This is a genomic window from Azospirillum sp. TSH100 (assembly GCF_004923295.1).
Lineage (GTDB): Bacteria > Pseudomonadota > Alphaproteobacteria > Azospirillales > Azospirillaceae > Azospirillum.
This window is the reverse complement of sequence record NZ_CP039634.1, coordinates 1,809,891-1,834,279: the sequence shown is the minus strand read 5'-3', so window position 1 is coordinate 1,834,279 and position 24,389 is coordinate 1,809,891. Positions and strand designations below refer to the sequence as shown.

General features: G+C 67.1%; 23 protein-coding genes and 1 tRNA gene. 7 read left to right on the top strand and 17 right to left on the bottom strand.

What is annotated here, in order from left to right; genetic code table 11:
* Positions 1-219 precede the first annotated feature (219 nt).
* Complete coding sequence (locus E6C72_RS08770; protein ID WP_247875781.1) at positions 220-1,812, top strand: polysaccharide deacetylase family protein; 1,593 nt, start codon at positions 220-222, stop codon at positions 1,810-1,812.
* 3 nt (positions 1,813-1,815) lie between these two features.
* On the opposite strand, the gene E6C72_RS08765 is transcribed toward E6C72_RS08770, so the two are convergent.
* The 8 genes from E6C72_RS08765 to E6C72_RS08730 form a co-directional block, all read right to left on the bottom strand.
* Entirely contained in the window at positions 1,816-2,178 is a 363-nt protein-coding gene (locus tag E6C72_RS08765) for a hypothetical protein (protein WP_109086484.1), read from the bottom strand.
* Between the two features lie 118 nt (positions 2,179-2,296).
* Positions 2,297-2,644, bottom strand: a complete 348-nt coding sequence (locus E6C72_RS08760) for a hypothetical protein (RefSeq protein WP_109086483.1) — start codon at positions 2,642-2,644, stop codon at positions 2,297-2,299.
* A 605-nt stretch (positions 2,645-3,249) separates the two neighbouring features.
* Positions 3,250-5,301, bottom strand: coding sequence for an amylo-alpha-1,6-glucosidase (locus tag E6C72_RS08755; RefSeq protein WP_109086482.1), 2,052 nt, complete (start codon positions 5,299-5,301; stop codon positions 3,250-3,252).
* Between the two features lie 12 nt (positions 5,302-5,313).
* A complete protein-coding gene (gene treZ / locus E6C72_RS08750) occupies positions 5,314-7,311 on the bottom strand; it encodes a malto-oligosyltrehalose trehalohydrolase (protein WP_169055139.1) in 1,998 nt (665 codons plus the stop codon).
* A gap of 122 nt (positions 7,312-7,433) precedes the next feature.
* A complete protein-coding gene (locus tag E6C72_RS08745; RefSeq protein WP_109086481.1) occupies positions 7,434-8,156 on the bottom strand; it encodes a DUF6683 family protein in 723 nt (240 codons plus the stop codon).
* Between the two features lie 104 nt (positions 8,157-8,260).
* The gene (locus tag E6C72_RS08740; RefSeq protein WP_109086480.1) at positions 8,261-8,515 is read right to left on the bottom strand and encodes a hypothetical protein; all 255 of its coding nucleotides are present in this window, start codon (positions 8,513-8,515) and stop codon (positions 8,261-8,263) included.
* An 18-nt stretch (positions 8,516-8,533) separates the two neighbouring features.
* Positions 8,534-9,715, bottom strand: a complete 1,182-nt coding sequence (locus tag E6C72_RS08735; RefSeq protein WP_109086479.1) for a zinc-dependent alcohol dehydrogenase — start codon at positions 9,713-9,715, stop codon at positions 8,534-8,536.
* Positions 9,712-10,503 (bottom strand): SRPBCC family protein, encoded by a 792-nt coding sequence (locus tag E6C72_RS08730; RefSeq protein WP_109086478.1) that lies wholly within the window; start codon positions 10,501-10,503, stop codon positions 9,712-9,714. The genes E6C72_RS08735 and E6C72_RS08730 overlap by 4 nt, the downstream gene beginning before the upstream one ends.
* A 157-nt stretch (positions 10,504-10,660) precedes the next feature.
* Here E6C72_RS08730 and E6C72_RS08725 point away from each other — a divergent pair, with 157 nt between their 5' ends.
* Positions 10,661-11,305 carry an alpha/beta hydrolase gene (locus E6C72_RS08725; protein ID WP_109086477.1) on the top strand — a complete coding sequence of 215 codons (645 nt, stop codon included), beginning with the start codon at positions 10,661-10,663 and terminating at the stop codon, positions 11,303-11,305.
* 30 nt (positions 11,306-11,335) lie between these two features.
* On the opposite strand, the gene E6C72_RS08720 is transcribed toward E6C72_RS08725, so the two are convergent.
* The 7 genes from E6C72_RS08720 to E6C72_RS08690 form a co-directional block, all read right to left on the bottom strand.
* Positions 11,336-12,280 (bottom strand): anti-sigma factor, encoded by a 945-nt coding sequence (locus E6C72_RS08720; protein WP_109086476.1) that lies wholly within the window; start codon positions 12,278-12,280, stop codon positions 11,336-11,338.
* Complete coding sequence (locus tag E6C72_RS08715) at positions 12,280-12,789, bottom strand: sigma-70 family RNA polymerase sigma factor (RefSeq protein ID WP_109086475.1); 510 nt, start codon at positions 12,787-12,789, stop codon at positions 12,280-12,282. Before E6C72_RS08715 ends, E6C72_RS08720 begins: the two co-directional genes overlap by 1 nt.
* 318 nt (positions 12,790-13,107) lie before the next feature.
* Positions 13,108-13,183, bottom strand: a tRNA-Ile gene (locus E6C72_RS08710).
* A 145-nt stretch (positions 13,184-13,328) separates the two neighbouring features.
* Positions 13,329-15,329: an RNA polymerase sigma factor RpoD gene (rpoD, locus tag E6C72_RS08705; protein WP_109086474.1), complete on the bottom strand. Its 2,001-nt coding sequence runs from the start codon at positions 15,327-15,329 to the stop codon at positions 13,329-13,331.
* 213 nt (positions 15,330-15,542) lie between these two features.
* Positions 15,543-17,450 carry a DNA primase gene (gene dnaG / locus E6C72_RS08700; protein WP_109086473.1) on the bottom strand — a complete coding sequence of 636 codons (1,908 nt, stop codon included), beginning with the start codon at positions 17,448-17,450 and terminating at the stop codon, positions 15,543-15,545.
* 117 nt (positions 17,451-17,567) lie between these two features.
* Positions 17,568-18,164 (bottom strand): Uma2 family endonuclease, encoded by a 597-nt coding sequence (locus tag E6C72_RS08695; protein WP_109086472.1) that lies wholly within the window; start codon positions 18,162-18,164, stop codon positions 17,568-17,570.
* A 91-nt stretch (positions 18,165-18,255) separates the two neighbouring features.
* Positions 18,256-18,720: a GatB/YqeY domain-containing protein gene (locus tag E6C72_RS08690; RefSeq protein ID WP_109086471.1), complete on the bottom strand. Its 465-nt coding sequence runs from the start codon at positions 18,718-18,720 to the stop codon at positions 18,256-18,258.
* An 83-nt stretch (positions 18,721-18,803) separates the two neighbouring features.
* On the opposite strand from E6C72_RS08690, the gene E6C72_RS32700 reads away from it, so the two are divergent.
* The 3 genes from E6C72_RS32700 (at position 18,804) to E6C72_RS08680 (ending at position 20,721) form a co-directional block, all read left to right on the top strand.
* Positions 18,804-19,019 carry a TetR/AcrR family transcriptional regulator C-terminal domain-containing protein gene (locus tag E6C72_RS32700; RefSeq protein ID WP_158280179.1) on the top strand — a complete coding sequence of 72 codons (216 nt, stop codon included), beginning with the start codon at positions 18,804-18,806 and terminating at the stop codon, positions 19,017-19,019.
* Positions 19,020-19,084: 65 nt separating this feature from the next.
* Positions 19,085-20,257 carry a glutamine-hydrolyzing carbamoyl-phosphate synthase small subunit gene (carA, locus tag E6C72_RS08685; RefSeq protein ID WP_109086470.1) on the top strand — a complete coding sequence of 391 codons (1,173 nt, stop codon included), beginning with the start codon at positions 19,085-19,087 and terminating at the stop codon, positions 20,255-20,257.
* A gap of 119 nt (positions 20,258-20,376) precedes the next feature.
* Positions 20,377-20,721 (top strand): HNH endonuclease, encoded by a 345-nt coding sequence (locus E6C72_RS08680; RefSeq protein WP_109086469.1) that lies wholly within the window; start codon positions 20,377-20,379, stop codon positions 20,719-20,721.
* Between the two features lie 7 nt (positions 20,722-20,728).
* Here the strand turns inward: E6C72_RS08680 and E6C72_RS08675 are convergent, their stop codons facing one another.
* Together E6C72_RS08675 and serA are read right to left on the bottom strand one after the other, a co-directional pair.
* Positions 20,729-21,451, bottom strand: a complete 723-nt coding sequence (locus E6C72_RS08675) for a hypothetical protein (RefSeq protein ID WP_109086468.1) — start codon at positions 21,449-21,451, stop codon at positions 20,729-20,731.
* A gap of 104 nt (positions 21,452-21,555) precedes the next feature.
* Positions 21,556-22,800, bottom strand: a complete 1,245-nt coding sequence (gene serA, locus E6C72_RS08670; RefSeq protein WP_109086467.1) for a phosphoglycerate dehydrogenase — start codon at positions 22,798-22,800, stop codon at positions 21,556-21,558.
* A 226-nt stretch (positions 22,801-23,026) separates the two neighbouring features.
* On the opposite strand from serA, the gene arsC reads away from it, so the two are divergent.
* A complete protein-coding gene (arsC, locus tag E6C72_RS08665; protein WP_109086466.1) occupies positions 23,027-23,368 on the top strand; it encodes an arsenate reductase (glutaredoxin) in 342 nt (113 codons plus the stop codon).
* 36 nt (positions 23,369-23,404) lie between these two features.
* Positions 23,405-24,337, top strand: coding sequence for a 50S ribosomal protein L3 N(5)-glutamine methyltransferase (gene prmB / locus E6C72_RS08660; protein ID WP_109086465.1), 933 nt, complete (start codon positions 23,405-23,407; stop codon positions 24,335-24,337).
* Positions 24,338-24,389 lie beyond the last annotated feature (52 nt).

The window sequence follows — 24,389 nt, the reverse complement described above, 5'->3', positions numbered from 1 at the left end:
AGCCGCCACAATTACGCCGCTTGTCGTTTGAATTAACCCCATCGTGATGATATTGCACCGCCATCAACCGGTGGTCCGCAGATAGTGGCTGGGCCAAGCGACGGGACCGATATGTTGCGCATTTTCAGGCCGATTGCTGCGCCCACCAGCACCCGACCCCAGGCGGCCGATGTCGTCGAAGGCCACGGCGGCGCTCTCGTCCCGCCGGGTCGCGCGGGCATGCTCAAGGTCGCCTTGCTGGTCTGTGTCCTTGCCCTGCCTGCCCTGCCGTCAGTCGCCGCCGAACCGGCCGCCAAACGCACGCACCCCACCAAGGTGGAGGCGAAGCCGGCCGTTCCGCCACGCTCCGCCGGTTCCGCCGGTTCCGCCGTCACCACGCCCGGCGCCACGCCCGCCGCCACACCGGCGCCCGATGGTCCGCTGCTGCAACTGGGCATCTATTCCCGCGACGGCGACGCTTGGCTGAGCTGGAAGAATTTGCAGCAACGCGAACGTGACCTGACGGCCGGCCTGACCGCCTCCGTCATGCCGCTGGACGCGAAAAGCGGCGCCGGCGTCGCGCTCTACGCCCAGGTCGCCAAAGGCACGGACGCACGGGCGCTATGCCGGCGGATCGTCGGCGCCGGCTTCGGCTGCCTCGTCGTCGACCGCCCGGCGCCGGCCGAGAAGCCGGCGGAGAAGGCGGTCACCGCCAGCGCCGCCGCACCGATTGCACCGTCGGCAGTGCCGACGGCTCCCATGGCGGCACCCACGGCGCCCCCCCAGGCAGCGGCGAAGCCGCCGGCCGTGACCGCCGCCGCCGCACCGGCGCCGGTTCCCGCATCTGCCCCTGCAACGGCCGCTGCGCCAGCACCGGCACCGGCCGATGCCAAGCCGCCCCAAACGCAGCCGCAGCCGCAGCCGCAGCCGGCCGGTAACCGTGAGATGGTGACGACCACCACCTCCTCCGTCCTGGCGCCGATCGGTTCGGCTATCGCCGCTCCGCTGGCGCCTCCACCGCCTCCTTCGGTTGCGGCCGCCACGCCGCCGGTGGACGGGCTCATCATCTACAACGAGGAAGATGCCCGCACGATGGCGGACATCGAGCAGCACAGCCGCCGCAAGGGCCGGCTGCGCTCGGTGATGCCGGATTCACGCTATGACGTCATGCCGGCGACCCTGAAGCGGGAGAACTGGAACCTCTGCGCCCTGACCTTCGACGACGGGCCGCACCGCACGGTGACGCGTCAGATCCTGGACATCCTGAACCAGGAAGGCGTGCGCGCCACCTATTTCCCGGTCGGTCGCATCGCCGAGCGCCAGGGCGACCTGATCCATGATTTCGTCGCCAGCGGGCACGAGATCGGCAACCACAGTCTGACCCATTCCGATCTGCGCAAGATGGACGCGGCCGGGGCCCGCTACGAGATCGCCGAGACCAACCGCATCCTGCGCAGCTTCGGCGCCAACCCGGTGCTGTTCCGCCCGCCCTATGGCCGCTATTCGGACGAACTGCTGACCATCGCACGGGAAGAGCGTATGGGCTCCGTGCTGTGGTCGATCGACACGCGGGACTGGCAGGTCCGCAACGCCGACAAGATCGTCAGCCAGATCAAGCTGGGCGGCCTGCCGGGCAACGTCTTCCTGATGCACTCCACCTATCCCAGCACGGCGCAGGCCCTGCCCCGCGTCATCGCGGAGCTGAGGGCCAAGGGCTGCGAGTTCGTCACCCTGTCGGAATGGCTGGAGCGGGCGCGCGTCCTGGCGCTGCCGAAGATCGTCAATGCCGGCATGCCCGCGCCGGCGGCGGACGGGGCGACCGGCCGCCAGTGACGCTTACCGGGCGGGCTTGCCGTCCGGCTTCTTGCGGTTCTGGGCATACTGGCGGATCACCGCCTCGATTTCCGTCGGCAGGATGCTCCAGGTGGCACCGACGGTGTCGCCCTTGATCTCCACCACCGAAACGGTCGCGTTGAAGGTGAATTTGCCGGCGGCATCGTCGACGCGCACCGATACCTTGGCGTTCTGGCCAACCACCAGCGATCCGTCGAACCCGCGGGCGACGAATCCCTTGGGCGTCAGCGACACGATGGGAAAGCTCTTTCCGTCGCACTGGATCACGCTGACCGGCATGCGGTCGGCCGGCTTGGCCGTCTTCTTGTCGGCCACCGTGACCTTCAGGAAATCGAAAAGCCCCATCCTGTGCTCCCGGAAAGCCGCCGCCGTCCAGCGGGCGAAAGGGCGAACGCCGCCCTCCCCTGCGATTAAACGCAGGCACGCTTCGCGTAGCAATGAAATCCTTGCGAAATCCTGCGGTTCAGCTGCGGCCGGAGCCCTGTCCGTTGCCCCGCCCATAGCTCTGCAAGCCGGCCCAGGCCCGCTGCGCCCGGCGGACCGACAGCAGGGCAAAAGGCAGAAGGGTGACGAGGACCACTGCCATGCCAACCATCACCGACAAGGCGCCCAGCGCATCGGAGGCGGGAAGCCGCGCCACCAGATCAGCGAGAAGATGCAGGATCAGCGCCCCCAGCACCGATGCCCCCAGCAGCGGACCGACCACCCGCGGCAGCCCGCCCAGCAACCTGCGCGACGGAACTTCGGTCGACTTGGCAGCGGCAACGGTATCGCCATCGGCCCACCCGGTCCGGACTGCCGGGTACGGCATGCCTGCGACGCTTCGCACAACGCTCCGCATTGGCACCTCCGCTCTGCCTGTTCCCCCGCACTCCGCAGGCTCGCAATCAACCGACTCAGTCGGGGTACCGAAGGAACCGGTGGGTGAACTATAGGATGCTTTCTCCGGTCTGGCTAAAATCCAATACGGCTACCCCGTTGCGCAGAGCAGCGTCGGAAAGCTTACCCAAAGTATAGGCATCGAACGTACAGGTCCGGATGGTGGACACGACGGAGGCCATGGCCGCAGACCAAATCCGCGGTCTCCACAGAGGCTGTGGATAACTATGTGGGCAAGCCGTGGTCAGTCCCGATTCGCTCAAGGCGATTCAAGGGCCCGATGGTGTTTGCCCAAAAGATAGGCAATCTACGCAACCGACTGATTTATAAGAAAAATCACGTTTTTCTGCCTGTCAGGGCGCCGACGGCGTGTCAACTGGAATCTGTCACATTCCGCCCGACCCTCTGATTTCACACCCTGTTGTGCCCTGTTGACAACTGCCCCCAAGGGCATTGCACCATCGTTGCGGGTGGGGCGGCCTCCATCGGCCGCCCTATGACCTTCGGGTGGGCGGCATTCGCAACCCCCGACAACGCCTAGCTTTCCGTCTTGACCCAGCAGCGCAGCACCTCCGCCACGCTCCAAGCCTGGGAGATGCAGCCACGCGGGGTGAAGGGAGCCTCGGCGTCGAAAATCTCGCTGATGGTGCCGATCCCGGCTTCGTCCAGATGGGGCAGGAAACCTTCCAGCAGGCGGCGTGCCTCCGCCCTGTCGTCCGGGTGAAGCTTCAGCCAGGCATCGACATAGGGCCCGATCAGCCAGCCCCAGACGGTACCCTGGTGATAGGCGGCGTCGCGGGCCCGCAGGTCGCCGAAGTATTTCGCCTTGTAGTCGCGGCAGCCTGGCGCCAGCGACCGCAGTCCGACCGGGGTCAGCAGGCGGCTGCGCACCGTCTCCACCACCGGGGCCCAGCGCTCGCGCTCCAGCACCGGATGATCGAGCGAGACGGCGAAGATCTGGTTGGGCCGGCAGGCGATGTCATCGCCGTGCTCGCCATCCACCACATCGAACAGATGCCCGGCCGACGGACACCAGAAGCGCGCGTTGAAAGAGGCACGCGCCTGATCGGCCAACTCGGTCAACGGACGGGCGGCGGCCTCGCCGTCCTCCTCGCGCAGCCAGCCGGCCATCAGCCGCAGGGCGTTGTGCCACAGCGCATTGATCTCCACCGCCTTGCCCCGGCGCGGCGTGACCACCCAGTCGTCGACCTTGGCGTCCATCCAGGTCAGCTGGTAGCCCTCCTGCCCCTGGCGCAGCAGCCCGTCCTTGGGATCGACGCCGATGCCGAAGCGGGTGCCGCGGCGATGGAAGTCGATCACCTCGCGCAGCTTGGGCAGCAGCAGGCGCAGCGTATCACGGTCTCCGGTGGCGCCCAGATAACGGTGCAGAGCATGGAAGAACCACAGCGTGGCGTCGGCAGTGTGGTACAGCCCACGGTCCTTGCCATCGGGAAACATGTTGGGGATCAGGCCGTCGCGGATGTAATGGCCGAAGGTGTGCAGGATCCAGCCAGCCTCCAGCTGGCGCCCGGTGGCGAGCGTCAGCCCTTCCAGCGCGATCATGGTGTCGCGGCCCCAGTCGGTGAACCAGTGGTAGCCGGCGATCACCGTCCGCACCTCGTCGCCCTCCGCCCGCGCCCGCATCTGGTCGGCGACACGGCCGGCCGGCACGAACAGGAAGCTGTCGGCGGACAACACCAGTTCCGCCATTGCGCCGTCGCGCAAGCTGGGATGGGCATTCTGGATGATGCGCCGCCGCCGCTCCGCCTCGAAGCCCAGCACGTCGGCCGGCGGCAGCGCCTCCAGCCGCCACCAGTCCTCGGTCGCGGCGGCGAAAGTGATGCTCTGCCCCGCCCCGACCTCACCGCTGAAATAGCCGGGCGTCCACAGCGAGCCGCGCGACTGGTAGCCGCGCTCGTCCTCCACCCGGTAATAGACGTCGCGCCGGATGCCGCCGTCGAGCGTCATCGGGAAATCTCCGCCCTCGATCGCCATGCGCAGCACCGGCAGGTCGGGTCCGGCCGACACCTCATAGCGCTGCCCCGAAGCTGTGACGCGATAGGCACCGGCCAGCGGCCGGTCGACTGCCGATTCCAGCGTGCGAAAGGCCAGCACCGGCCGCAACCGCAGCTGCACCGGCGCCTTCGCCTCCATCACCCGGTAGGTGACGTGGACGATGTTCTGGCCGTGCGGCAAGACGACCTGCTTCTCGATCACCGCCCCGCCGGCCCGGAAGCGCCAGACCGGCAGCCCGGCCTCCATGCGGAATTCCTGCAATGCGGCGGTCTGCCCCTCCTCACCCGCTTCGCCACCCGTCGGATCGCCCCCGGTATCGCGGCAGCTCAGCCGGTAATGGTGACCGTCGGCGTCGATGACCACGTCGCTCAGCTGACTCAGCATCAGCACGCGGCCGAGTGGCGCCGGCAGTGCGGCGATCAACAGCCCGTGATAGCGCCGCGTCACCGACCCGGACACCGACCCGGAGGCATAGCCGCCAAGCCCGTTGGCGACCAGCCATTCACGGGTTTCGGCGCCGTTCGGACCGGTGTTCAGGACCTCGCGCGACAGGGTGCGGACGAAATCAGCCATGGTGACCTACGCTCAGCTATCGGTTTCCGACCCTTTGGAAACCGCGATGACCGGGGTTGTGTTGCCTCCGGCATCGTCGCTTTTCGTCGGAAAATCATGCGCGGGCGCCAGAACCAGCGCCGCATGCCCTGGCAACCGCCAGGCCCCGTCCGCTTGTTCCACCGGTGCCGTGCCACCGCCGCCATAGATGGGGTCCTCGCTTGACCACAGCACGGCCCAGGCACCATCCAACGGCGGCGCCAGCAGCGGCTCGGCCAGCACACGCAAGGTCAGGTCGCGTCCCAGATTGACCAGCACCAGCCGGTCGTCGCCCTCCTCCTCCCCAAAGAAGCGCAGGACGAAGGCCTCCTCCCCCAGCACCGCGCCGTCCAGCCCGCCGATACGCTGGGCGGCAAAGACCGCATCCTCGCGGCGCAGGCGCAACAGGTCGCGGTGCAGCGCCCAGACAGGCGCATTCACCTCGCGCTCCCGGTGGTCGAGCTTGCAGCGGGTGAAGCTGTCCCCGGCATGCGGCCTGGCCAGCCGCGCCCGCATCGCCGGCTCGGCGATGCTGGGGAACTGCGCCAGGAACTCCGCCCTGCCCTTCTCGACCAGCCCAGCCAACTCCGGCTTGTGGTCGGCGAAATAGAGGAAGGGAGCACTGGCGGCGAACTCCTGCCCCTGGAACAGCATTGGCGTGCCGGGCCCCAGAAGGATGAGCACCGTCATCGCCCGCAGCCGCCCCGGTGTGGTCAGCACATGCAGCCGCAGGCCACGGGCGGAGTTGGCGATCTGGTCGTGGTTCTGCAGGAAGCTGACGAAGGCCGGGCGCGGCACCCCGAAGGCCGGCATGCCGCGCCGCTTGCCCTGCCAGCGGTACCACTGCCCCTGATAGAGGAAGCCATGCTTCATCGCCGACACGAATTCCTGCGGCGTGCCGCGATAGTCGGTGTAGTAGGCCTCCGTCCGGCCGGTCAGCGCCACCATCGCGGAATGGTGCAGGTCGTCGTTCCAGATGGCACACAGCCCGCAGCCGCCCTCCTCAGCCGGCTTCACCATGCTGACGTGCTGCGGCTCGTTCTCCCCCACCAGGATCGTGGCGCGCCCGCCGGCGGCCTTGCGCACGGCGCGCGAGATCTCGGTCAGGATGTGCGGCTTGCCCCGCGCTTCGCTGTTGTCATGGATCGACTGGGTGGCATCCAGACGCAGTCCGTCCAGGTGATACTCCTCGATCCAGAAGGCGGCGTTGGTCAGGAAGAACTCCCGCACCGGTTCCGAATTGGGGCCGTCGAAGTTGATCGCCTCGCCCCACTCGTTCCTGTAGCGGTCGGTGAAGTAATCCTCGGCGAAGCATTTCAGGTAATTGCCGTCCGGACCGAAATGGTTGTAGACGACATCGAGAATGACGGCGAGCCCCAGCCGGTGCGCCCCATCGACGAAGCGCCGCATGGCATCCGCATCGCCATAGAGCCGCGTCGGCGCGAACAGGTTCACCCCGTCATAGCCCCAGCCGAAGCGGCCGGGAAACTCCGACACCGGCATCACCTCCAGCACCGTCACGCCGAGATCGGCCAGCGCCGGCAACTCCTTCAGCGCAGCGTCCCAGGTCCCGTCCTGCGTGAAGGTGCCGATGTGCATTTCATAGATCACCTGCCCCCGGATAGGGCGGCCCAGCCATCCCTGGTCGGTCCAGGTGAAGCGATGCGGATCGACCAGTTGCGACGATCCGTGCGGTCCCTCCGGCTGAAAGCGCGACATCGGGTCGGGATAGAGCATCTCCTTGTCGTCCAGCCGGAAACGGTAGAGCCCACCCGCCTCCAACTCCGGCACCGTGCCGGAGAAATAGCCGCTCCCCTCGTCGTCCAGTGGCGTCGCCAGACCGTCCGCTTCGGCGACCAGTTCCACCCGCTTGGCCTTGGGTGCCCAGACCCGCGCATGGGCGCCGCCGGGCATCAGTTCCACCCCGATGGGCCAGCGGCGTTTGACGGTGGCCTGCGCTTGTTCGACAGGCGGAACTGCGGCGGAGATCATCACGGCATGGCCCCCCGATGAGTGATGCGGACTTGCACCGCGGGTATGGTCAACAGGGGTGGGGCGGCGTGGTCACGCAGGATCGGGAAATTGTTTCGGAGTCAAAGCGATGTCGCTTCCCCTCACCGCTTGCCGTTGGGAACGAATCCTCCGGCGGTGATCTCCATCGCGGCCATGTCGAGTCCCATTCCCCGCGCCCCCTTGGCGACGGCCGCGCGGACTTGCCGCATCAGCGCGGGATTGCCCTTGGCCTGCTCCACCGCGGTGTCGATCAGCATCGTCTGGACCAGCAGGGCCTCGGCCAATTCCTGCTTTTCGGCATCGGACGCCCTGGCGGGGTTGCCGGCGCCATTCAGCGCCCTTGCGGCCTGGGCACGGACGGCGGCGTACATGTCGCGGCCCAGCGTGCCATTGTCGCCGCGCGTCGCCTGCCAAGCGGTGATCCACCACAGCGCATAGACATCCGCGAGATTGTCAACCCGCAAGCCGACAGGGGCGATCGCCGCCCCGATCCGCTCGATCAAATCACCCTCCGCGAACAGCCGTCGCAGATCGGCAGCACCGTTCGGATCGACCGACCGCGTCTTTTCGACGAAGGCGGCGAGATTGGCGCCGCGCCGGGCTTTCGACGGCGTGTAGCCCAACCGCGAGACGTCTGGCGGCGGCGTGTTGCGCCGTTCCTGCTCGTTCCTCAGTTCGCGCAGATGGGTGCCGAGGACATCGGTCTGGGCAATCGATGGCACGAGGGTGCTCCATGACCAGCCGTCGATCATGGACTGTTGCGCGACCGCGTCGCCCCCGCCCAGCGCGACGGCCAGGGCGACCACACTCAGAAGCTTCCTCATCCCGGCTCCCTTTCCCGCGGCAAGAAATGGGAGAGCGGACGACAGCCCGCTTTCCCTGGGAAGGGACGCGATGGCGGTACCATCATGGAGGAGGACGGCCCCCTTCAAACGCGCTCGCCGAAGCTCCGCGCCGCCGCGTCGATCACCAGCGGGTGGGCGCGCAGCGCGGTCAGCGCCGCTTCGGCCTTGTTGTCGGTGACCTCCAGCGTCACCAGCACGTCGGACCGGTCGCCACGCTCCGCGTCGCGCTCCTCACGCCCCCGCTGCACGACATGGCCGAAGCGGTCGCGCAGGCTGCCGACGATCTCGGCCTCCACGCCGCGTCCGCGTTCGGCGGGATAGGCATAGACCAGTTCCATGGAACTCTCCCTTCTCCACTATCCCTGAGGGGCGAAGACGACACGCAAACAGTCGTCGGCCTTCTCCTTGAACATGCGGTAGGCCTGCGGCCCGTCGTCCAGCGGCAGCCGGTGCGTCATCAGGTAGGATGGGTCCAGGTCGCCCTTACCGATGTGCTCGAACAGCCGCTCGGCATAGCGCTGGCCGTTCTGCTGGCCCATGCGGAAGGTCAGGCCCTTGTTCATCGCCGCCCCCATCGGGAACTTGTCGACCAGCCCGCCATAGACGCCGACGATCGACAGGGTGCCACCCTTGCGGCAGCTCTCGATCATCTGGCGCAGCACCGCCGGCCGGTCGGTCTGCAAGCCGACCGCCTGCTTCGCCCGGTCATAGAGATCCTCCACCGCGTTCGAGGCACTGTCGGCCTCCATGCCGACGGCGTCGATGCAGACGTCGGGACCACGCCCGCCGGTCATCGCCTGCAACGCGTCGAAGATGTCGACGCGGCTGTAATCCAGCGTCTCCGCCCCCGCCTTCATCTGGGCGGCGCGCAGCCGGTCGGGGATACGGTCGATGCCGATCACCCGCTCCGCCCCCAGCAGAGCGGCGCTGCGCATCGCCATCTGGCCGACACCGCCGCAGCCCCACACCGCCACCACGTCGCCCGGCTTGATGCCGGCCATGTCGGCGGCCATGTAGCCGGTCGGCACGGCGTCCGACACGAAGACCGCCTTTTCGTCGCTGACCCCCTCCGGCACGCGGATGGCGTTGAAGTCGGCATAGGGCACGCGGACATACTCGGCATGGCTGCCGGCATAGCCGCCGAAGGCGTGGCTGTAGCCGAAGATTCCGGCCCCGCAATGGCCGTAGGCGGTGCGGGCATAGTCCGGGTTGGGGTTGGAGTTGTCGCACAGCGAGCTTTCGCCGTGCCGGCAGTGTCCACAATGGCCACAGCCGATGATCGAGACGGTGATGACCCGGTCGCCGCGATTGAGATGGCGGACCTCCGGCCCCTTCTCGACGATCTCGCCCAGGAATTCGTGGCCGATGATGTCGCCGGGCCGCATGGTCGGCACATAGCCGTCGATCAGATGCAGGTCCGATCCGCAGACCGACGACAGCGCCACCTTGACGATCACGTCATGCGGATTGACCAGCACCGGGTCGGGCACGCGCTCCACCCGCAGGTCGTTGGGTCCGTTCCAGCAGAGCGCCTTCATTCCGTCGCCTCCCGGAAAGAGCCGGAGGTGCCGCCGCGCGGCTGGCGCTCTATGGTCGACAGCTCGCCCGTTTCCACCCGCTGCTTCAGCCGGCGCAATGCCTCCTCGGCCTGCCCCGCTGGCGTGGTGCCCAGCAGCGCCGCCACTTCACTGGCCGGCACGCGGTAGACCAGCGTCAGCCGCACCTCCGTCCCACGGTCGCCCGGCGCCGGGCTCATCATCAGCGAGGCGCGGTGCGGCAGCGCCGTCTCGCCCACCGTGTGCCAGGTCAGCAACCGGTCCTCATCGACGCGGTCCAGCACGCAACGCCAACTCAGAACTTCTCCCGAAGATTTGGCGATCCAGCGGCTTTCGGTGCCCGATAGCACGTCGACCCGCTCCAACTGCGGCATCAGCTTCGGCAGATTGGCGAAGTTGCGCCAGAAGCGGAAGATCGTCCCGGCATCCGACGCGATGGTGACCACCGCCTGCGTCCGTTCCGGCGTCAGCGACCGCCGACGGGTGGCCGGACCATGGCTGCGCCACGCCCCGGGATTGGGCACCGCACCGAGCGACCGCTCGCCGAAGGGCCGCAACCCCAGAGCACCGGCAGCGAACAGACCGGCGCCGCCCAGCGCCATCATCGCCCCACCCCATCCCGACCGCTGCAATCCCAGCACGCCGAGCGCCGTGCCACCGACCATGGCGAGCCAGCGGCCGCCGGTCGCGGCATCGCCCGGTCCGATCCCGGAAAGAAAAGAGTCCGGCTGCGGCCAGCGGTCCCGCCCGGTCAAACTGTTCGACGCCATCGCCGCTCCTTTCCCGTCTGTGCATAGACCATGGACGGAGAACAGCCGGGTTGCGGCTTCGTTGCTTCCCCCGCCGCTCACCCGCCGTGGTAAGCGGCAACCGCAGGGCGTCCGCGCTGTTAGCCTTACAGCAGCAAAGATCGGAAGGGAGGAGGCCGTGCCTCTGCTGGACGCCACCATGGGCATCACCGACGCCGAAGGCTTTCGGCCGGTGACGCTGGAAACCGACCGCGGCCCGGTCCAGTCGCGCTATTACCCGGTGCCGGATGGAGAACTGGCCGTGCTGTGGGTCGGCGGTATCGCCGGCGGATTCGACACGCCGGCACGCGGGCTCTATCCCCGTCTGGCCGCCGATTTCACCGGCCACGGCATCGCCTCGCTACGCCTGCGTTTCCGCGATCCGCGCGACTTGGAAGAGGCGGTGTACGACGTGCTGTGCGGGCTGAGCTTCCTGGGCCGCCAGGGCATCCATCATGTGGCGCTGGTCGGCCACTCCTTCGGCGGCGCGGTGGTGATCCAGGCGGCGGCGTCGAACCGGGGAGCAGTCTGTACCGTGGTGACGCTGGCGACCCAGAGCTATGGCACCGACCCGGTCGGCGACCTGTCCTGCCCGGTTCTGCTGATCCATGGCGAGGCCGACGAGATCCTGCCGGCCAACTGCTCCATCCACGTCCACCGCAATGCGCATGACCCGAAGAAGCTGGTTCTGGTCCCCGGCACCGGCCACGCGCTGGAGGAGGCTTCGGAGGCGGTCTGCCGCGAGGTGCGCGACTGGCTGAAGGCCCATCTGCTGGAACCATAAGGGGCGCCACCGGCGCCCCCCAATTTCCTCTCAGCTCTCCTTGGCCTTGTGCGTGTCGCTGATCGGCTGCACACCCGCCGGCTGCTCCTGCTGCGGTTGAGGTTGCTGCTGCTGCGGCTGCTCCGGCGGTGCCTCGCGGCGCGGCGGGCCGGCCTTCACGTCCTGATAGACCGCCTTGGCGATCTCCAGCAGCTCCTCCTTCGACAGGCGGCCGGCCAGCGCATAGGCCAGCGGCCCTTCGACCCAGTAGAAGGTGGCGACATCGCCGTTCTGGGTGAAGCTGAAGTTGGACTGGTTGCCGCCCTGGGGGGCGCCGACGAACAGGGTGATCCGCTTGTTGGCGTCGTTGGCGTACATGTACTGCGCGCCGGCGCCGAGGTCGGTCGGCAATGACCGGCCGCCGATCAGGCGATAGCCGACACGGCCGAGGTCCGGACCGAACACGTCGCGGCCCATCCGCTTGGACAGCCAGCCGTTCAGTTCATCCTGGTTGTCGGCGCCAAGCTCCACCTGGAAGCGTTCATCCGACGTGTAGAAGCGGTGGGCCTGCGTCGCCTCCTGGGCGAAGGTCGCCAGCGTCTGGCGCTGCTGGGCGACGGGAGCGCCGGCCTGCTGGTCGACGCCGCGGCCCATCCAGCCGCCGGCCGCACCGGCGACCACCAGCATCACCGCCGCGGCGAAACGCACCAACGGACGTGCATACCAGGCGGGACGGTTGTCGTTGAAGGCGATGCGTCCCTTCAGCCGGTCGGACAGCTCCTGAACCCTGTCGCTCGGCGGTTCGCGCAGGACGGTGTCGAACATCTCGTGCAGAAGCATCGCCTGGGCGCGGTAATCCTCCGCCCGGCGCGCCGCCTCCGGATCCTCGGCCAGCCATCGCTCCACCGCCAGACGGCGGTTGCCATCCAGTTGCCCATCGACATAGGCGTGGAGTTCGTCCTCCGTGACCCGTCCCATTCCCTGATGCGCGTTCATCACTTCACCCGCCGGAGGGTGACGCCACCCTCGTTCGCCAGTTTCGCCCGAACCGCCTCGCGCGCCCTGGACAGGCGCGACATGACGGTCCCGATCGGCACGCCGAGCATGTCGGCGACCTCGTCGTATTTCAGGCCCTCCAGCGCCACCAGAAGCAGCACCTTGCGCTGTTCCTCCGGCAACTCGTCGACCGCACGCATCATTTCGCGCAACTCGACGCGCTCTTCCTGCCGAGGCGGGCTGACCAGCTTGGATTCGACGTCGTCGACATCGACCTCCTGCGGTCGGGCGGCCTTGGAACGGACCTGATTGACGTGGACGTTGTGCAGGATGGTGAAAAGCCATGCCCGCAGGTTCGTCCCCGCCTGGAAGCTGTCGGCGCGCGCCACCGCGCGCGTCAGCGCTTCCTGCACCAGATCCTCCGCATCCGCGCCGTTGCGAAGCAGCGCACGCGCATAGCGCCGCAAGGACGCGATGTGGACTTCCAGATCGACCCCGAATTTGCTCAACCGCGCACCCGATCCTTACCGATCACGCCACGGCTCACGCCATGGCCTCCCCCCTCCTCCCGAAAGGACGGACGGGACGACACGGCGCCGCAACTCCAGGGCCGGGCCGGCTCATTCGACCCTAAGGCCGATGGGGAGACCCGATGCATATGGGTGCGAACGCGCGCCGCGCATCCTTTATTCCAGACTTTGTGAGGCTTGCAGCAAAATTTGTGCGATACGGCCACGCTTGTGCCGAAAAGGCTTCAACCGGGCATGTCGGTAACCGCCGGAGATAGCGATCACTCCGTCATCGACTTGCCGCAGGGGGAGGATGGTTGGTGGGCCCGGCCGGATTCGAACCGACGACAACACCGTTATGAGCGGCGCGTTCTAACCGCTGAACTACAGGCCCTACCGCGGGGCGCACTTTGCGACAAAGCTTCGGGGAAATGCAACCCCTCGTTCACCGTTCCGACGCGGAAGCCCGAAAACGAAAACGGGGGCCGAATGGCCCCCGCTCCGTCTCGAAGACAACTGTCCCGGATCAGGTATGCCAATCAGGTATCCAGGAAGCTGCGCAGCTTGCGCGACCGCGACGGATGCTTCAGCTTGCGCAGCGCCTTCGCCTCGATCTGGCGGATACGCTCGCGGGTCACGTTGAACTGCTGGCCGACCTCTTCCAGCGTGTGGTCGGTGTTCATGCCGATGCCGAAGCGCATGCGCAGGACGCGCTCCTCACGTGGCGTCAGCGAGGCCAGGACGCGGGTCGTCGTCTCGCGCAGGTTCGCCTGGATGGCGGCATCGAGCGGAAGGACCGCGTTCTTGTCCTCGATGAAATCGCCGAGATGCGAATCCTCCTCGTCGCCGATCGGCGTTTCGAGCGAGATCGGCTCCTTGGCGATCTTCAGGACCTTGCGGACCTTCTCCAGCGGCATCATCAGACGCTCGGCCAGCTCTTCCGGGGTCGGCTCGCGGCCGATCTCGTGCAGCATCTGGCGGCTGGTGCGGACCAGCTTGTTGATCGTCTCGATCATGTGGACCGGGATGCGGATGGTCCGCGCCTGGTCCGCGATGGAGCGGGTGATGGCCTGACGAATCCACCAGGTTGCGTAAGTCGAAAACTTGTAGCCGCGCCGGTACTCGAACTTGTCGACCGCCTTCATCAGGCCGATGTTGCCCTCCTGGATCAGGTCCAGGAACTGAAGGCCGCGGTTCGTGTACTTCTTGGCGATGGAGATGACGAGACGCAGGTTGGCCTCGACCATTTCCTTCTTGGCACGGCTCGCTTCCTTCTCGCCCTTCTGGACGGTGGAGACGATGCGGCGGAACTCGTTGATCGGCAGGCGCGCTTCCTCGGCGACGTTGGAGATCGCCTCGCGCGTCTTGCGGATGTCGCCGTCGTACTTCTCCGCGAACTTGCCCCAGGTCTTGGGGTTCAGGCCACGGATGCGCTCCAGCCAGTTCGGGTCCAGCTCGTGGCCGAAATACTGGTTCAGGAAGTCCTCGCGCTTCACCCGGCACTCGGTGGCCATGCGCAGCAGGCGGCCTTCAAAGCCGGTCAGCTTGCGGTTCAGGCCATAGAGCTGCTCGACCAGCTGTTCGATGCGCTGGTTGTTCAGGCGGACGGTGTTCATCAGCTCGACCATTTCGAGCTTCAGCTTGTCGTACTTCTTGTCCGTCTGCTTGGCGACATCCTCACCACGCTGCATCGCGCCCATGCGGGCCTCGTGCAGCTTGTGCAGCTTGTCGTACGTCGCCTTGATGTTCTCGAAGGTCTCGATGACCTGCGGCTTCAGCGCGGCTTCCATCGCGGACAGCGACAGGCTGTTCTCGCCCTCTTCGCCTTCCTCGCCCTCTTCGCCCTCGCCTTCGGCGCGCGGCGGACGCGGCTCGTCGCCTTCCTCGTCGGCCGGCGCATCGGCGGGAGTGGCGCCGGCGGTGCCAGCGGTCTCGACCGCCTCGGCCAGACCCTCCGGCATCTCCTCACCATCGGGCCCGCCGCCATAGGTGGCGTCCAGATCGATGATGTCGCGCAGCAGCATCTTCCCTTCCATCAGGGAATCATGCCACTCCAGGATGGCGCGGATGGTCAGAGGCGATTCGCAGATCGCGCCGATCATCATCTCGCGGCCGGCTTCGATCCGCTTGGCGATGGCGATTTCGCCTTCGCGCGACAGCAGCTCCACCGAACCCATCTCGCGCAGGTACATGCGCACGGGGTCGTCGGTGCGGCCGATGTCGTCATCGTCGAGGTTGCCCGACGAACGGCCTTCGCCCTCGCCGCCGGCCTCGCCGCTGTTCTCCGAATCCTGCTCTTCCGATTCGACGATGTTGATGCCCATTTCGGACAGCATCGCCATCGTGTCTTCGATCTGCTCGGACGAGGACGAATCCTGCGGCAGCGCTGCGTTCAGCTCGTCATAGGTGACATACCCGCGCTCCTTGCCACGGGCGATCATCTTCTTGACGGCCAAACCCATGCCGTCCATCAGAGGACCGTCTGCGGATTCCTCCCGCGTTTCGGAAACTTCCACGCTGTTCGCAGCTTTCGTGGCCATGCGATCGGTGCCCCCGCATTACCCCAGTGAATAAAGACGAAAGGAGCGCCCGGTCCCGGTTGCCCGGCCCGTCCGCCCCACCCCCAAACCATGTATCTACCCAGAACCCGCCATCACAGAACCTGTCATGCGGCCCCGTCCTGTTGCCCTGTACCCGTAAACCGAGTACTCATCAACCGATGACCGATTGGCGACGATATGCATCGTCAACCGTCAGACATCGTCAAAGTCACTGTCCGCGATACCCAGGCCGGACTTTATGACCTCCTGCTGAAGAGCCACGACCCTCGCGAAGTTGGCCTCGCTGTTGTCACGGGTCAGAGCCGCCTTCGCTTCCCTAAGATCGTCGAGCACCCGCTCGTGATGCAGATGCCGCCACGCAGGCCACCATCCCTTCCGTGCATCCTCCGTGGAGGCGTCCGGACGGGCGAAGCCGGCATGGACATAGGTCGACTCGCTTAGCAAAGCACCGACCATCGTCTCATGGCCGGCGGATGACAAGTGGCGACAAAGCGCAGCGGCGTCAAGTGTCGAGTCGTGGTTGCGGTCGTCGGAGAGGCATTCCATGACCGCCCAGCGCAGTTTTTCCAGTTCCGGGTCACCGAATGGCAACAGCCCCAGCGGCTCGGCCAGTTCGCCGAACAGGTCCGGATGGTTGATCAGCGTCGCCAGCAGGACGCGCTCCCGCATGGAGGCAAGGCGGGACGCACGGCCGCGCCCCTCCCCCACCGGCTTGGAGGTCAGGCGTCCCGGCGTGCCCGGTACATGGCGGCGCGGCGCTTCGCCGAAGCGACCCCGCCCCTGCCCCGGCACCCACGGCCCGCGGTTGTAGCCCTGCCGCACCGGGGCGAAGGCCTCGTCGACGCGGCGGCGCATCTCGGTGCGGTAGAAGCTCTGGACGTCGCGGTCGGCGATGGTGGCGACGCGGGCCTCCAGCGCCGCCTTCACCGCGGCCTTGGCCTCCGGCGTATCGGTCGGCCGGCCTTCGCTCTCCATCCGCCATAGCGCGTCGGACAGCGGGATCGCCGCTTCCAGCACCGCCCCCATCGCCTTCGGACCCTGGGCGCGGATCAGGCTGTCGGGATCCTCCCCATCCGGCAGGAAGGCGACGCGGGCCGACTGGCCGGGGGCGAGGTGCGGCAGGATGCGCTCCACCGCCCGCCACGCCGCGCGCCGGCCCGCATTGTCGCCGTCGAAGCACAGAAAGGGCACCTTCTCCGCCGCCGGGATCAGCTTCCACAACTCCTGCACCTGGGTCTCGGTCAGCGCGGTGCCCAGCGGGGCCACCGCCCCCTCGAATCCGGCGCGGACCAGCGCGATCACGTCCATGTAGCCTTCGGCGACGATCACCGGCTTGCCGTCCGCCGCCGCCTGCCGGGCCCGCGACAGGCCGTAGAGCAGCGTGCCCTTGTGGAAGAGCGGCGTGTCGGCGGTGTTGACGTATTTCGGCCCGTCACCCTCCAGGATGCGGCCGCCGAAAGCGACCACCTGCCCGCGCCTGTCGGTGACCGGGAACATGACGCGGTTGCGGAAGAAGCTGTAGGGCGACCGGCCGTCGTCCGGCCGCTTCAGCAGCCCGGCATTGACCATGTCGTCGTCGGAAAAGCCCTGTTTGCCGAGATAGGTCCGCAACGCGTTCGAATCACCGGGCGCAAAGCCCAGCCGGAAGCGGGCGATGGTCTCGCCATCCAGCCCGCGCCGCAGGAAATAGTCCAGCCCCGGCCGCCCGGCGGCTGTGTGAAGCTGCTGCTCGAACCAGCGCGTCGCCTGCTCGACAAGGTCATGCAGGGTCTTGCGCTTCTCGTAGCGCTGCCGGTCCTCCTCGGTCGGACGCGGCACCGGCAGCCCGGCCTCTCCCGCCAGATGCTCGACAGCCTCGGGGAAGCCGAGATTGTCGTGGCGCATGACGAAGCCGATGATGTCGCCATGGGCCCCGCAGCCGAAGCAATGGAAGAAGCCCTTCTGGTCATTGACGTAGAAGGACGGCGACTTCTCATTGTGGAAGGGACAGGGCGCCTTGTACTCCCGCCCGGCGCGAATCAGCCGCAACCGCTTGGAGACCACTTCCGACAGGGTCAGCCGGGTGCGCAGTTCTTCCAGGAATTGGGGCGGGAAGGCCATGGTCGAACGGTCACCGGGCTACAGAGGGCATCAGGCGGAGGCGATGGGCGCTAGGCTATAGCAGAGGCATAGTATGGGAACCAGCGCCGCCGCCCCCAAGGGCGCAGATGGCGCAGGTCAGTCAGGTTGCCTGACGAGATGCGTCCCGGCATAGAGTCTGCTCAGGAGAACCTCATAGCCGATACTTTCCAGACCCAGCGCATCATCCGCCATGATCACCGATGGGCTCTCCGGCCAGCTTCCGTCCGCCTGCCGGCGCAGAAGCTCCGCACCGATCCCGGCCGTCCACAGCACCAAAATCTCACGGACCGACGGCAGCGTGGTGTAGGTCCAGACATTCTCCCAGGTCTCGGCCTCGTTGCTGGGCGAGAGGATCTCGATCAGCAGGACCGGATCGGGCAGCGTCCGCAGTCCCCGTTCGTCGGGGGTGCAGGTCACGCCCAGGTCAGGGATACGCATGTTGTGGCTGGAGCGGACTCGGGGCTGCACACCGGGCGCGGTCACTATGTGGCAGCCGGGCGCCCGGTCGGCCAGATGATTTCCGATCAGACGGGCGACCGTGCTTTGCAGGATGCCGTGGGTGATGCTCGCCGGCGCCATGGCGCGCGGTTCGCCATTCACCAACTCGTACCGCGTGTCGGTGCCGTCGCCGTTCCAGTCCAGGAACTCCGCGACGGTCATGCGTGAGAAAGTGGGCTTGCGGACCGCGACCATTCCACCGTCCTCCCGACTGCTGCACGCCACCCCGGGGCGCAAGCCTAGCCTCGGGTTCCCCCTCGGCGGCCAGCGCCCCTTCGGCCCGGCCTTACTTGCCGGACAACCGCGCCTTCACCAGACCGCCGGCCTTGGCGAAGTCCATTTGGCCGGCATGGCGGGCCTTCAGCTCGGCCATCACCTTGCCCATGTCCTTGATGCTGACCGCACCCAGTTCGGTGACGATGGCGTCGATGGCGGCGCCGGCCTCCTCGTCGCTCATCTGCTTCGGCAGGAAGCGTTCGATGACCGCGATCTCCTCGCGCTCCTGCTGGGCCAGTTCGGGACGGCCGCCCTGCTCGTACAGCCCCGCCGATTCGTTGCGCTGCTTCACCAGGGTCTGCAGCATCGACAGGATCTCCGCCTCGTCAATGCCGTCGGTCACGCCGCGGGTGCGGGCGGCGATGTCGCGGTCCTTCAGGCCGGCGAGGATCATGCGAATGGTGGACACCGCGCGCTGGTCCTTCGCGCGCATCGCATCCTTGAGGCTGTCGGTGAACTGCGTGCGCAGCGTCATGTCCTGTCTTCCTTGCTTCGTCGGGCCGGGAAAGGAGGCTCCAGCCGGACAGCCGACTATTCCGAAAATGGCCGCCGATTTCCATGGCAAAAGCCCCGGCCAGCGAATGGGCGGCCCGCACCACCCGACTTTGTCGGCGGATCAGGGCCGCCTTGCAAAGCTATTGCTGGAAATCGGGCGTCCAATCGTCATATAGGATGTCCGGCCCATCCGATCAGCCCACTCGATCCCACGTCATCGCCCATTCCGGCGGAGGTGGGGTGCGAGCGGCTACGTGTGCGCGCCCGGCGGGACGCTAGGCCGTCGCCGTTCCGCCGATCACCCGATCCGTCGCCGGCCGCGGTTTTTGGGAAGGTTCACTGGAATGACTCTCGCCACTCCCCCCTCCGACAATGCGGTTCACACCGGCGTCCTGGTCCTGGCCGACGGCACCGTGTTCCGCGGCCGAGGCATCGGCGCCACGGGGGATTCGGTGGGCGAGGTGTGCTTCAACACCTCCATGACCGGCTATCAGGAGATCCTGACCGATCCCAGCTATGCCGGCCAGATCATCACCTTCACCTTCCCGCACATCGGCAACACCGGCGCCAACGCCGAAGACATCGAGACGATCACGCCCGCCGCACGCGGCCTGATCCTGCGCGCCGACATCACCGACCCGTCCAACTGGCGCGCCACCCGCCATCTGGACGACTGGCTGAAGAGCTACGGCCTCGTCGGCCTGGCCGGCATCGACACCCGCCGGCTGACCCGCCGCATCCGCGATCTGGGCGCGCCCAACGGCGTCGTCGCCCATGCGCCTGACGGCAAGTTCGACATCGAGGCGCTGGTCGCCAAGGCCAAGGGCTGGCCGGGTCTGGAGGGCATGGATCTGGCCAAGGACGTGTCCTGCCGCCAGACCTATGACTGGACCGAGGCCGGCTGGACCATCGGCGGCGGCTACGCCACCCAGGACAAGCCGCAGTACCATGTCGTCGCCATCGACTATGGCGCCAAGCGCAACATCCTGCGCTGCCTCGCCGCCGCCGGCTGCAAGGTGACGGTGGTTCCGTCCACCGCCACGGTCGAGGACGTGATGCGCCACCAGCCGGACGGCGTCTTCCTGTCCAACGGCCCCGGCGACCCCGCCGCCACCGGCGAATATGCCGTGCCGACCATCAAGGGCCTGCTCGACACCGGTGTGCCGATGTTCGGCATCTGCCTCGGCCACCAGATGCTGTCGCTGGCGCTGGGCGCCAAGACCACCAAGATGCAGCAGGGCCACCGCGGCGCCAACCATCCGGTCAAGGATCTCGCCAGCGGCCGGGTGGAGATCACCAGCCAGAACCACGGCTTCGTCGTGGTGCCGGAAACCCTGCCGGCCGACGCCGAGGTCACCCATGTCAGCCTGTTCGACGGCACCAACGAGGGCATCCGCCTGAAGGGCAAGCCTGTCTTCTCGGTGCAGTACCACCCGGAAGCCTCGCCCGGTCCGCAGGACAGCCACTATCTGTTCGACCGCTTCGTCCAGCTGATCGCCGAGAAGAAGGCGGCCTGAAACCGGACAGGGTTCGTTGGAGAATGGGGGAGTCGCGATGGCGGCTCCCCTTTTTCATTGGAGTACCGACCTGTCACAGCCATCTTGGCCGGCCGACCGATCAGACCATATGGTTTGGAATGCGCCTGCCAGATCATCGCTTCGCCACCAGTCCTGCGCCGGTGACCCGGTCCGACCGTCCCGCCTGCCCGCTCTGCGGCCGGCCCATGGTGCCCGGCGCCAGCCTGAACGAACACCATCTCGTCCCCCGCACCTATGGCGGACGGGAGACGGTGACGATGCACCGCATCTGCCATGCGAAGATCCATGCGGTGCTGACCGAACAGCAGTTGCGCGACCAGTATCACGGGATCGATGCGCTTCGCGGCCATCCCGACATCGCCGCCTTCATCGGCTGGGTCCGCCGCAAACCGCCAGAGTACGTTGACGGTCACGCCACCGACCGCCGGCGGCGCAAGCGCTGAGGGGTCTTCAGCCCTGGCGAACGGTCCGCCGCGTGGCGGGCTTCGGCAGGTAATTGCGCGCCTCGCCGTTGCACACCCGGCTGACCCGCTCATACTCCTCGACGGTGTCGACCTGGGCCTGCCGACGGTCGCGTTCGCGGCCGAAGTCCTGCATGATCCGCCGCATCGCCGATTCGAGCGGACGGCGGATCGCCGCCATCGCCTGCGACTGGCTGCGGGACCGGACCGGCGCCATCCCCGCGATCACCTGATCCAACTGGCTGCGGATCTGCGGCATCATCTCCTGAAGGAGAGCCTCGTCCACCGCGACATGGCGCATCTCGTGGGCCAGAACCTCGCCATACAGACATGAATTGGCCGGTATCTCCCTGGCGACATGGACGACGCGCTGCTGGAAGCCGAAGCTGATCGTCAGGGCGCTGGCCGACGCGCAGTAGGTGCCGTCGCCCATCGTCTTGAACAGGGCGGACACTTGCGATTGTTCACCATAACGCGCCTGGGTCAGTCCGAGCACATGGCTGTCGGCGGCGCTGACCGGTCCCGGCGTGCGTCCCGGCAGGCGGGTGAGCTGCGCAATCGTCAGCGCATCGTCGCGCTGGATCGGCGCCAGCACGGTTTCGAGATCCAGCTTAGCCGGCGGAAAACCGGAGCAACCGCTGGCCTGTGCCGCGGCCGGTGAGGCTGCCAGCAGCATGCCCAGAATGGCAAGGAACAGGAGGCGAACGGTCATTCCGGCACTGTTACCGGGAAACCCTTCGCCCACAAGAGAATTGACGGCAAGAGAGACGAAGGGGAAGAGGGGCGCCACTGACAGGCCCTCCTCCCCTCACCTTCTCAATGCTGCGACGGGAACAGGAAGCGCGCCTTCAGCGTGCCTTCGATGGCGCGCAGGTCGTTCACGACCTCCAGCTCTTCGACGTCGCCGTTGACGTCCACCACCACATAGCCCAGCTCCGGATCGGTCTGGAGATACTGGGCGGCGATGTTCAGGTCACGGCCGGAGAACACCTCGTTCACCTTGCGCAGGATGCCGGGGCGGTTCTCGTGGACGTGCAGGAAGCGGGTGCAGCCGGCCTGGACCGGCAGCGCCACCTGCGGGAAGTTGACCGCGCCGACGGTGGAGCCGTTGTCCGAATATTCGAGCAGCTTCTGCGCCACCTCGGTGCCGATGTTGGCCTGGGCCTCCATCGTCGAGCCGCCGATGTGCGGGGTCAGGATGGCGGTCTTGATGCCGCGCAGCGCACTCTGGAATTCTTCCTTGTCCGAGCCGGGCTCGACCGGGAAGACGTCGATGGCGGCACCCAGGATGTGGCCGGAGTTCATCGCGGCGGCCAGCGCCTCGATCTCCACCACCTGCCCGCGGGCGGCGTTGATCAGGTGGCTGCCCTTCTTCATGGCGGCCAGTTCGCGCTCGCCGATCATGTTCCGGGTCTGCGGGGTATCCGGCACATGCAGGGTCACCACGTCGGACACCGACAGCAGCTCCTCCAGCGAGTCGCAGGCGCGGGCATTGCCGAGAGCCAGCTTGCGCACGGTGTCGTAGAAGCGGACCTGCATGCCCATGGCTTCGGCCAGGATCGACACCTGGGTGCCGATATGGCCATAGCCGACGATGCCCAGCGTCTTGCCGCGGATCTCGTAGCTGTCCTTGGCCGACTTCATCCAGCCGCCGCCATGAACCAGCTGCGACTTCTCGAAGATGCCGCGCATCAGCATGATGATCTCGCCGATCACCAGCTCCGCCACCGACCGGGTGTTGGAATAGGGGGCGTTGAACACCGGCACGCCCTGGCGCCGCGCCGCCTTCAGGTCGACCTGGTTGGTGCCGATGCAGAAGCAGCCGACGGTGATCAGCTTGTTCGCCGCCTCCAGCACCTTGGCGGTCAGATGGGTGCGCGAGCGGATGCCCAGGATGTGGACCGAGCCGATGCGCTCCAGCAGTTCATCCTCGTCCAGCGCGCGCGGCAGCCGCTCGACGGAGGCGTAACCACCGCGGGCCAGCTCGTCGATGGCGTTGTCGTGAACACCTTCCAGCAGAAGGATGTTGATCTTGTCCTTGGAGAGCGAGAGCTTGGTCACGGCCGGCTTCCGTATCTGGGCATCGGTTCTGTTCCGCAAGGCCCGCCCACCGGGAAAACGGCGCGTCTGGGCCCTTCGGAAAAGCGAGCGCGCAAAATAATACCAAAGCCGGCCCTTGTCACCTGAGGGATGTTGCGCCGCGGCGTCCGTTTCCGCATGCCGGATTGGCGCGCAACGCGGGTTGGGTGTATCAGTCTGACCGCTCTTCAAACTTGGAAACCCTGTCATGAGCGACGTGACGATCTATCACAACCCGCGTTGCAGCAAATCGCGCGAGACGCTGGAGCTTCTGCGCTCCCGCGGTGTCGAGCCGACGGTGATCGAGTATCTGAAGACCCCGCCCAGCACGGCGGAACTGTCGGTCCTCCTCGCCAAGCTGGGCAAGGGGCCGCGCGACATCACCCGTGCCAAGGAAGCGGCGGAGGCCGGTCTGCCCAAGGATCTCGATGGCGAGGCGCTGGTCGCCGCTCTGTCCGCCAACCCGGCCGCCATCGAGCGCCCCATCGTGGTCAAGGGCGACCGCGCCCGCGTCGGCCGCCCACCGGAGTCGGTCCTCGACCTGCTCTGACCCCTCATTCCCGCCTCTGACCGGAGCCAGCCGCCCGTGACCACCAAACACACCCCAGCCGCCGCGGCCGCCGAGCTGAAGACGATCCGCGATTTCCTGCGCTACGGCGTCAGCCGCTTCAACGAGGCCGATCTGGATTACGGCCACGGCACCACCACGGCCTTCGACGAGGCGGTGTTCCTGGTGCTGGAAACGCTGCACCTGCCGGTCGACCAGCTCGACCCCTATCTGGACGCCCGCCTGACCGCGGCGGAGCGCGAGGCGGTGGCCGGCATCCTCCATGCCCGCATCGACACCCGCAAGCCGGCGCCCTACCTGCTGAACAAGGCCTATATCCAGGGCATTCCCTTCTATGTGGACGAGCGGGTGATCGTCCCGCGCTCCTACATCGGCGAACTGCTGTTTTCCGACCTGTTCGGCGGCGATGATTTCACGCTGGTGGAGGATCCGACCTCGGTCGAGCGGGTGCTGGATCTGTGCACCGGGTCCGGTTGCCTCGCCATCCTGGCCGCCCGCATCTTCCCCGAGGCCCAGGTCGACGCGGTGGACCTGTCGCCCGACGCGCTGGAGGTGGCGAAGCGCAACGTCGCCGACAGCGGCTTCGAGGACCGCATAGCCCTGCATCACGGCGACCTGTTCGCTCCGCTGAAAACGCGGAAGTATGACGTCATCATCACCAACCCGCCTTATGTCGATGCCGAGTCGATGGATGCCCTGCCGCCGGAATTCCGTGCCGAGCCGGAGATGGCGCTGGCCGGTGGCGACGACGGGTTGGAGATCGTCCGCCGTATCCTGAAGGAAGCACCCAAGCACCTGACACCGGAGGGCGGCCTGCTGTGCGAGTTCGGCACCGGCCGCGAGATCCTGGAGGCGGAGTATCCGCATCTGGACTTCCTGTGGCTGCAAACAGCCAACAGCTTCGGCGAGGTGTTCTGGCTGACGCGGGATCAGCTGAAGGCTGGGAAGTGATGTGGGGGTTGGGGAGACGGCGGAAGCCCCTCCCCGGAACCCTTTCCCCGCC

What these genes read in the sequence shown, in the direction of transcription:
- E6C72_RS08760 (WP_109086483.1), bottom strand. Translation starts at nt 2,644, where the DNA reads ATGCCGTACCCGGCAGTCCGGACCGGGTGGGCCGATGGCGATACCGTT.
- E6C72_RS08730 (WP_109086478.1), bottom strand. Translation starts at nt 10,503, where the DNA reads ATGGCGTCGAACAGTTTGACCGGGCGGGACCGCTGGCCGCAGCCGGAC.
- E6C72_RS08675 (WP_109086468.1), bottom strand. Translation starts at nt 21,451, where the DNA reads ATGACCGTTCGCCTCCTGTTCCTTGCCATTCTGGGCATGCTGCTGGCA.
- arsC (WP_109086466.1), top strand. Translation starts at nt 23,027, where the DNA reads ATGAGCGACGTGACGATCTATCACAACCCGCGTTGCAGCAAATCGCGC.
- E6C72_RS08735 (WP_109086479.1), bottom strand. Translation starts at nt 9,715, where the DNA reads ATGAAGGCGCTCTGCTGGAACGGACCCAACGACCTGCGGGTGGAGCGC.
- E6C72_RS08765 (WP_109086484.1), bottom strand. Translation starts at nt 2,178, where the DNA reads ATGGGGCTTTTCGATTTCCTGAAGGTCACGGTGGCCGACAAGAAGACG.
- treZ (WP_169055139.1), bottom strand. Translation starts at nt 7,311, where the DNA reads ATGATCTCCGCCGCAGTTCCGCCTGTCGAACAAGCGCAGGCCACCGTC.
- E6C72_RS08690 (WP_109086471.1), bottom strand. Translation starts at nt 18,720, where the DNA reads ATGACGCTGCGCACGCAGTTCACCGACAGCCTCAAGGATGCGATGCGC.
- E6C72_RS08680 (WP_109086469.1), top strand. Translation starts at nt 20,377, where the DNA reads ATGCGCCTGCCAGATCATCGCTTCGCCACCAGTCCTGCGCCGGTGACC.
- E6C72_RS32700 (WP_158280179.1), top strand. Translation starts at nt 18,804, where the DNA reads ATGGCAAAAGCCCCGGCCAGCGAATGGGCGGCCCGCACCACCCGACTT.
- E6C72_RS08745 (WP_109086481.1), bottom strand. Translation starts at nt 8,156, where the DNA reads ATGAGGAAGCTTCTGAGTGTGGTCGCCCTGGCCGTCGCGCTGGGCGGG.
- rpoD (WP_109086474.1), bottom strand. Translation starts at nt 15,329, where the DNA reads ATGGCCACGAAAGCTGCGAACAGCGTGGAAGTTTCCGAAACGCGGGAG.
- dnaG (WP_109086473.1), bottom strand. Translation starts at nt 17,450, where the DNA reads ATGGCCTTCCCGCCCCAATTCCTGGAAGAACTGCGCACCCGGCTGACC.
- E6C72_RS08720 (WP_109086476.1), bottom strand. Translation starts at nt 12,280, where the DNA reads ATGAACGCGCATCAGGGAATGGGACGGGTCACGGAGGACGAACTCCAC.
- E6C72_RS08695 (WP_109086472.1), bottom strand. Translation starts at nt 18,164, where the DNA reads ATGGTCGCGGTCCGCAAGCCCACTTTCTCACGCATGACCGTCGCGGAG.
- E6C72_RS08755 (WP_109086482.1), bottom strand. Translation starts at nt 5,301, where the DNA reads ATGGCTGATTTCGTCCGCACCCTGTCGCGCGAGGTCCTGAACACCGGT.
- carA (WP_109086470.1), top strand. Translation starts at nt 19,085, where the DNA reads ATGACTCTCGCCACTCCCCCCTCCGACAATGCGGTTCACACCGGCGTC.
- E6C72_RS08740 (WP_109086480.1), bottom strand. Translation starts at nt 8,515, where the DNA reads ATGGAACTGGTCTATGCCTATCCCGCCGAACGCGGACGCGGCGTGGAG.
- E6C72_RS08770 (WP_247875781.1), top strand. Translation starts at nt 220, where the DNA reads ATGCTCAAGGTCGCCTTGCTGGTCTGTGTCCTTGCCCTGCCTGCCCTG.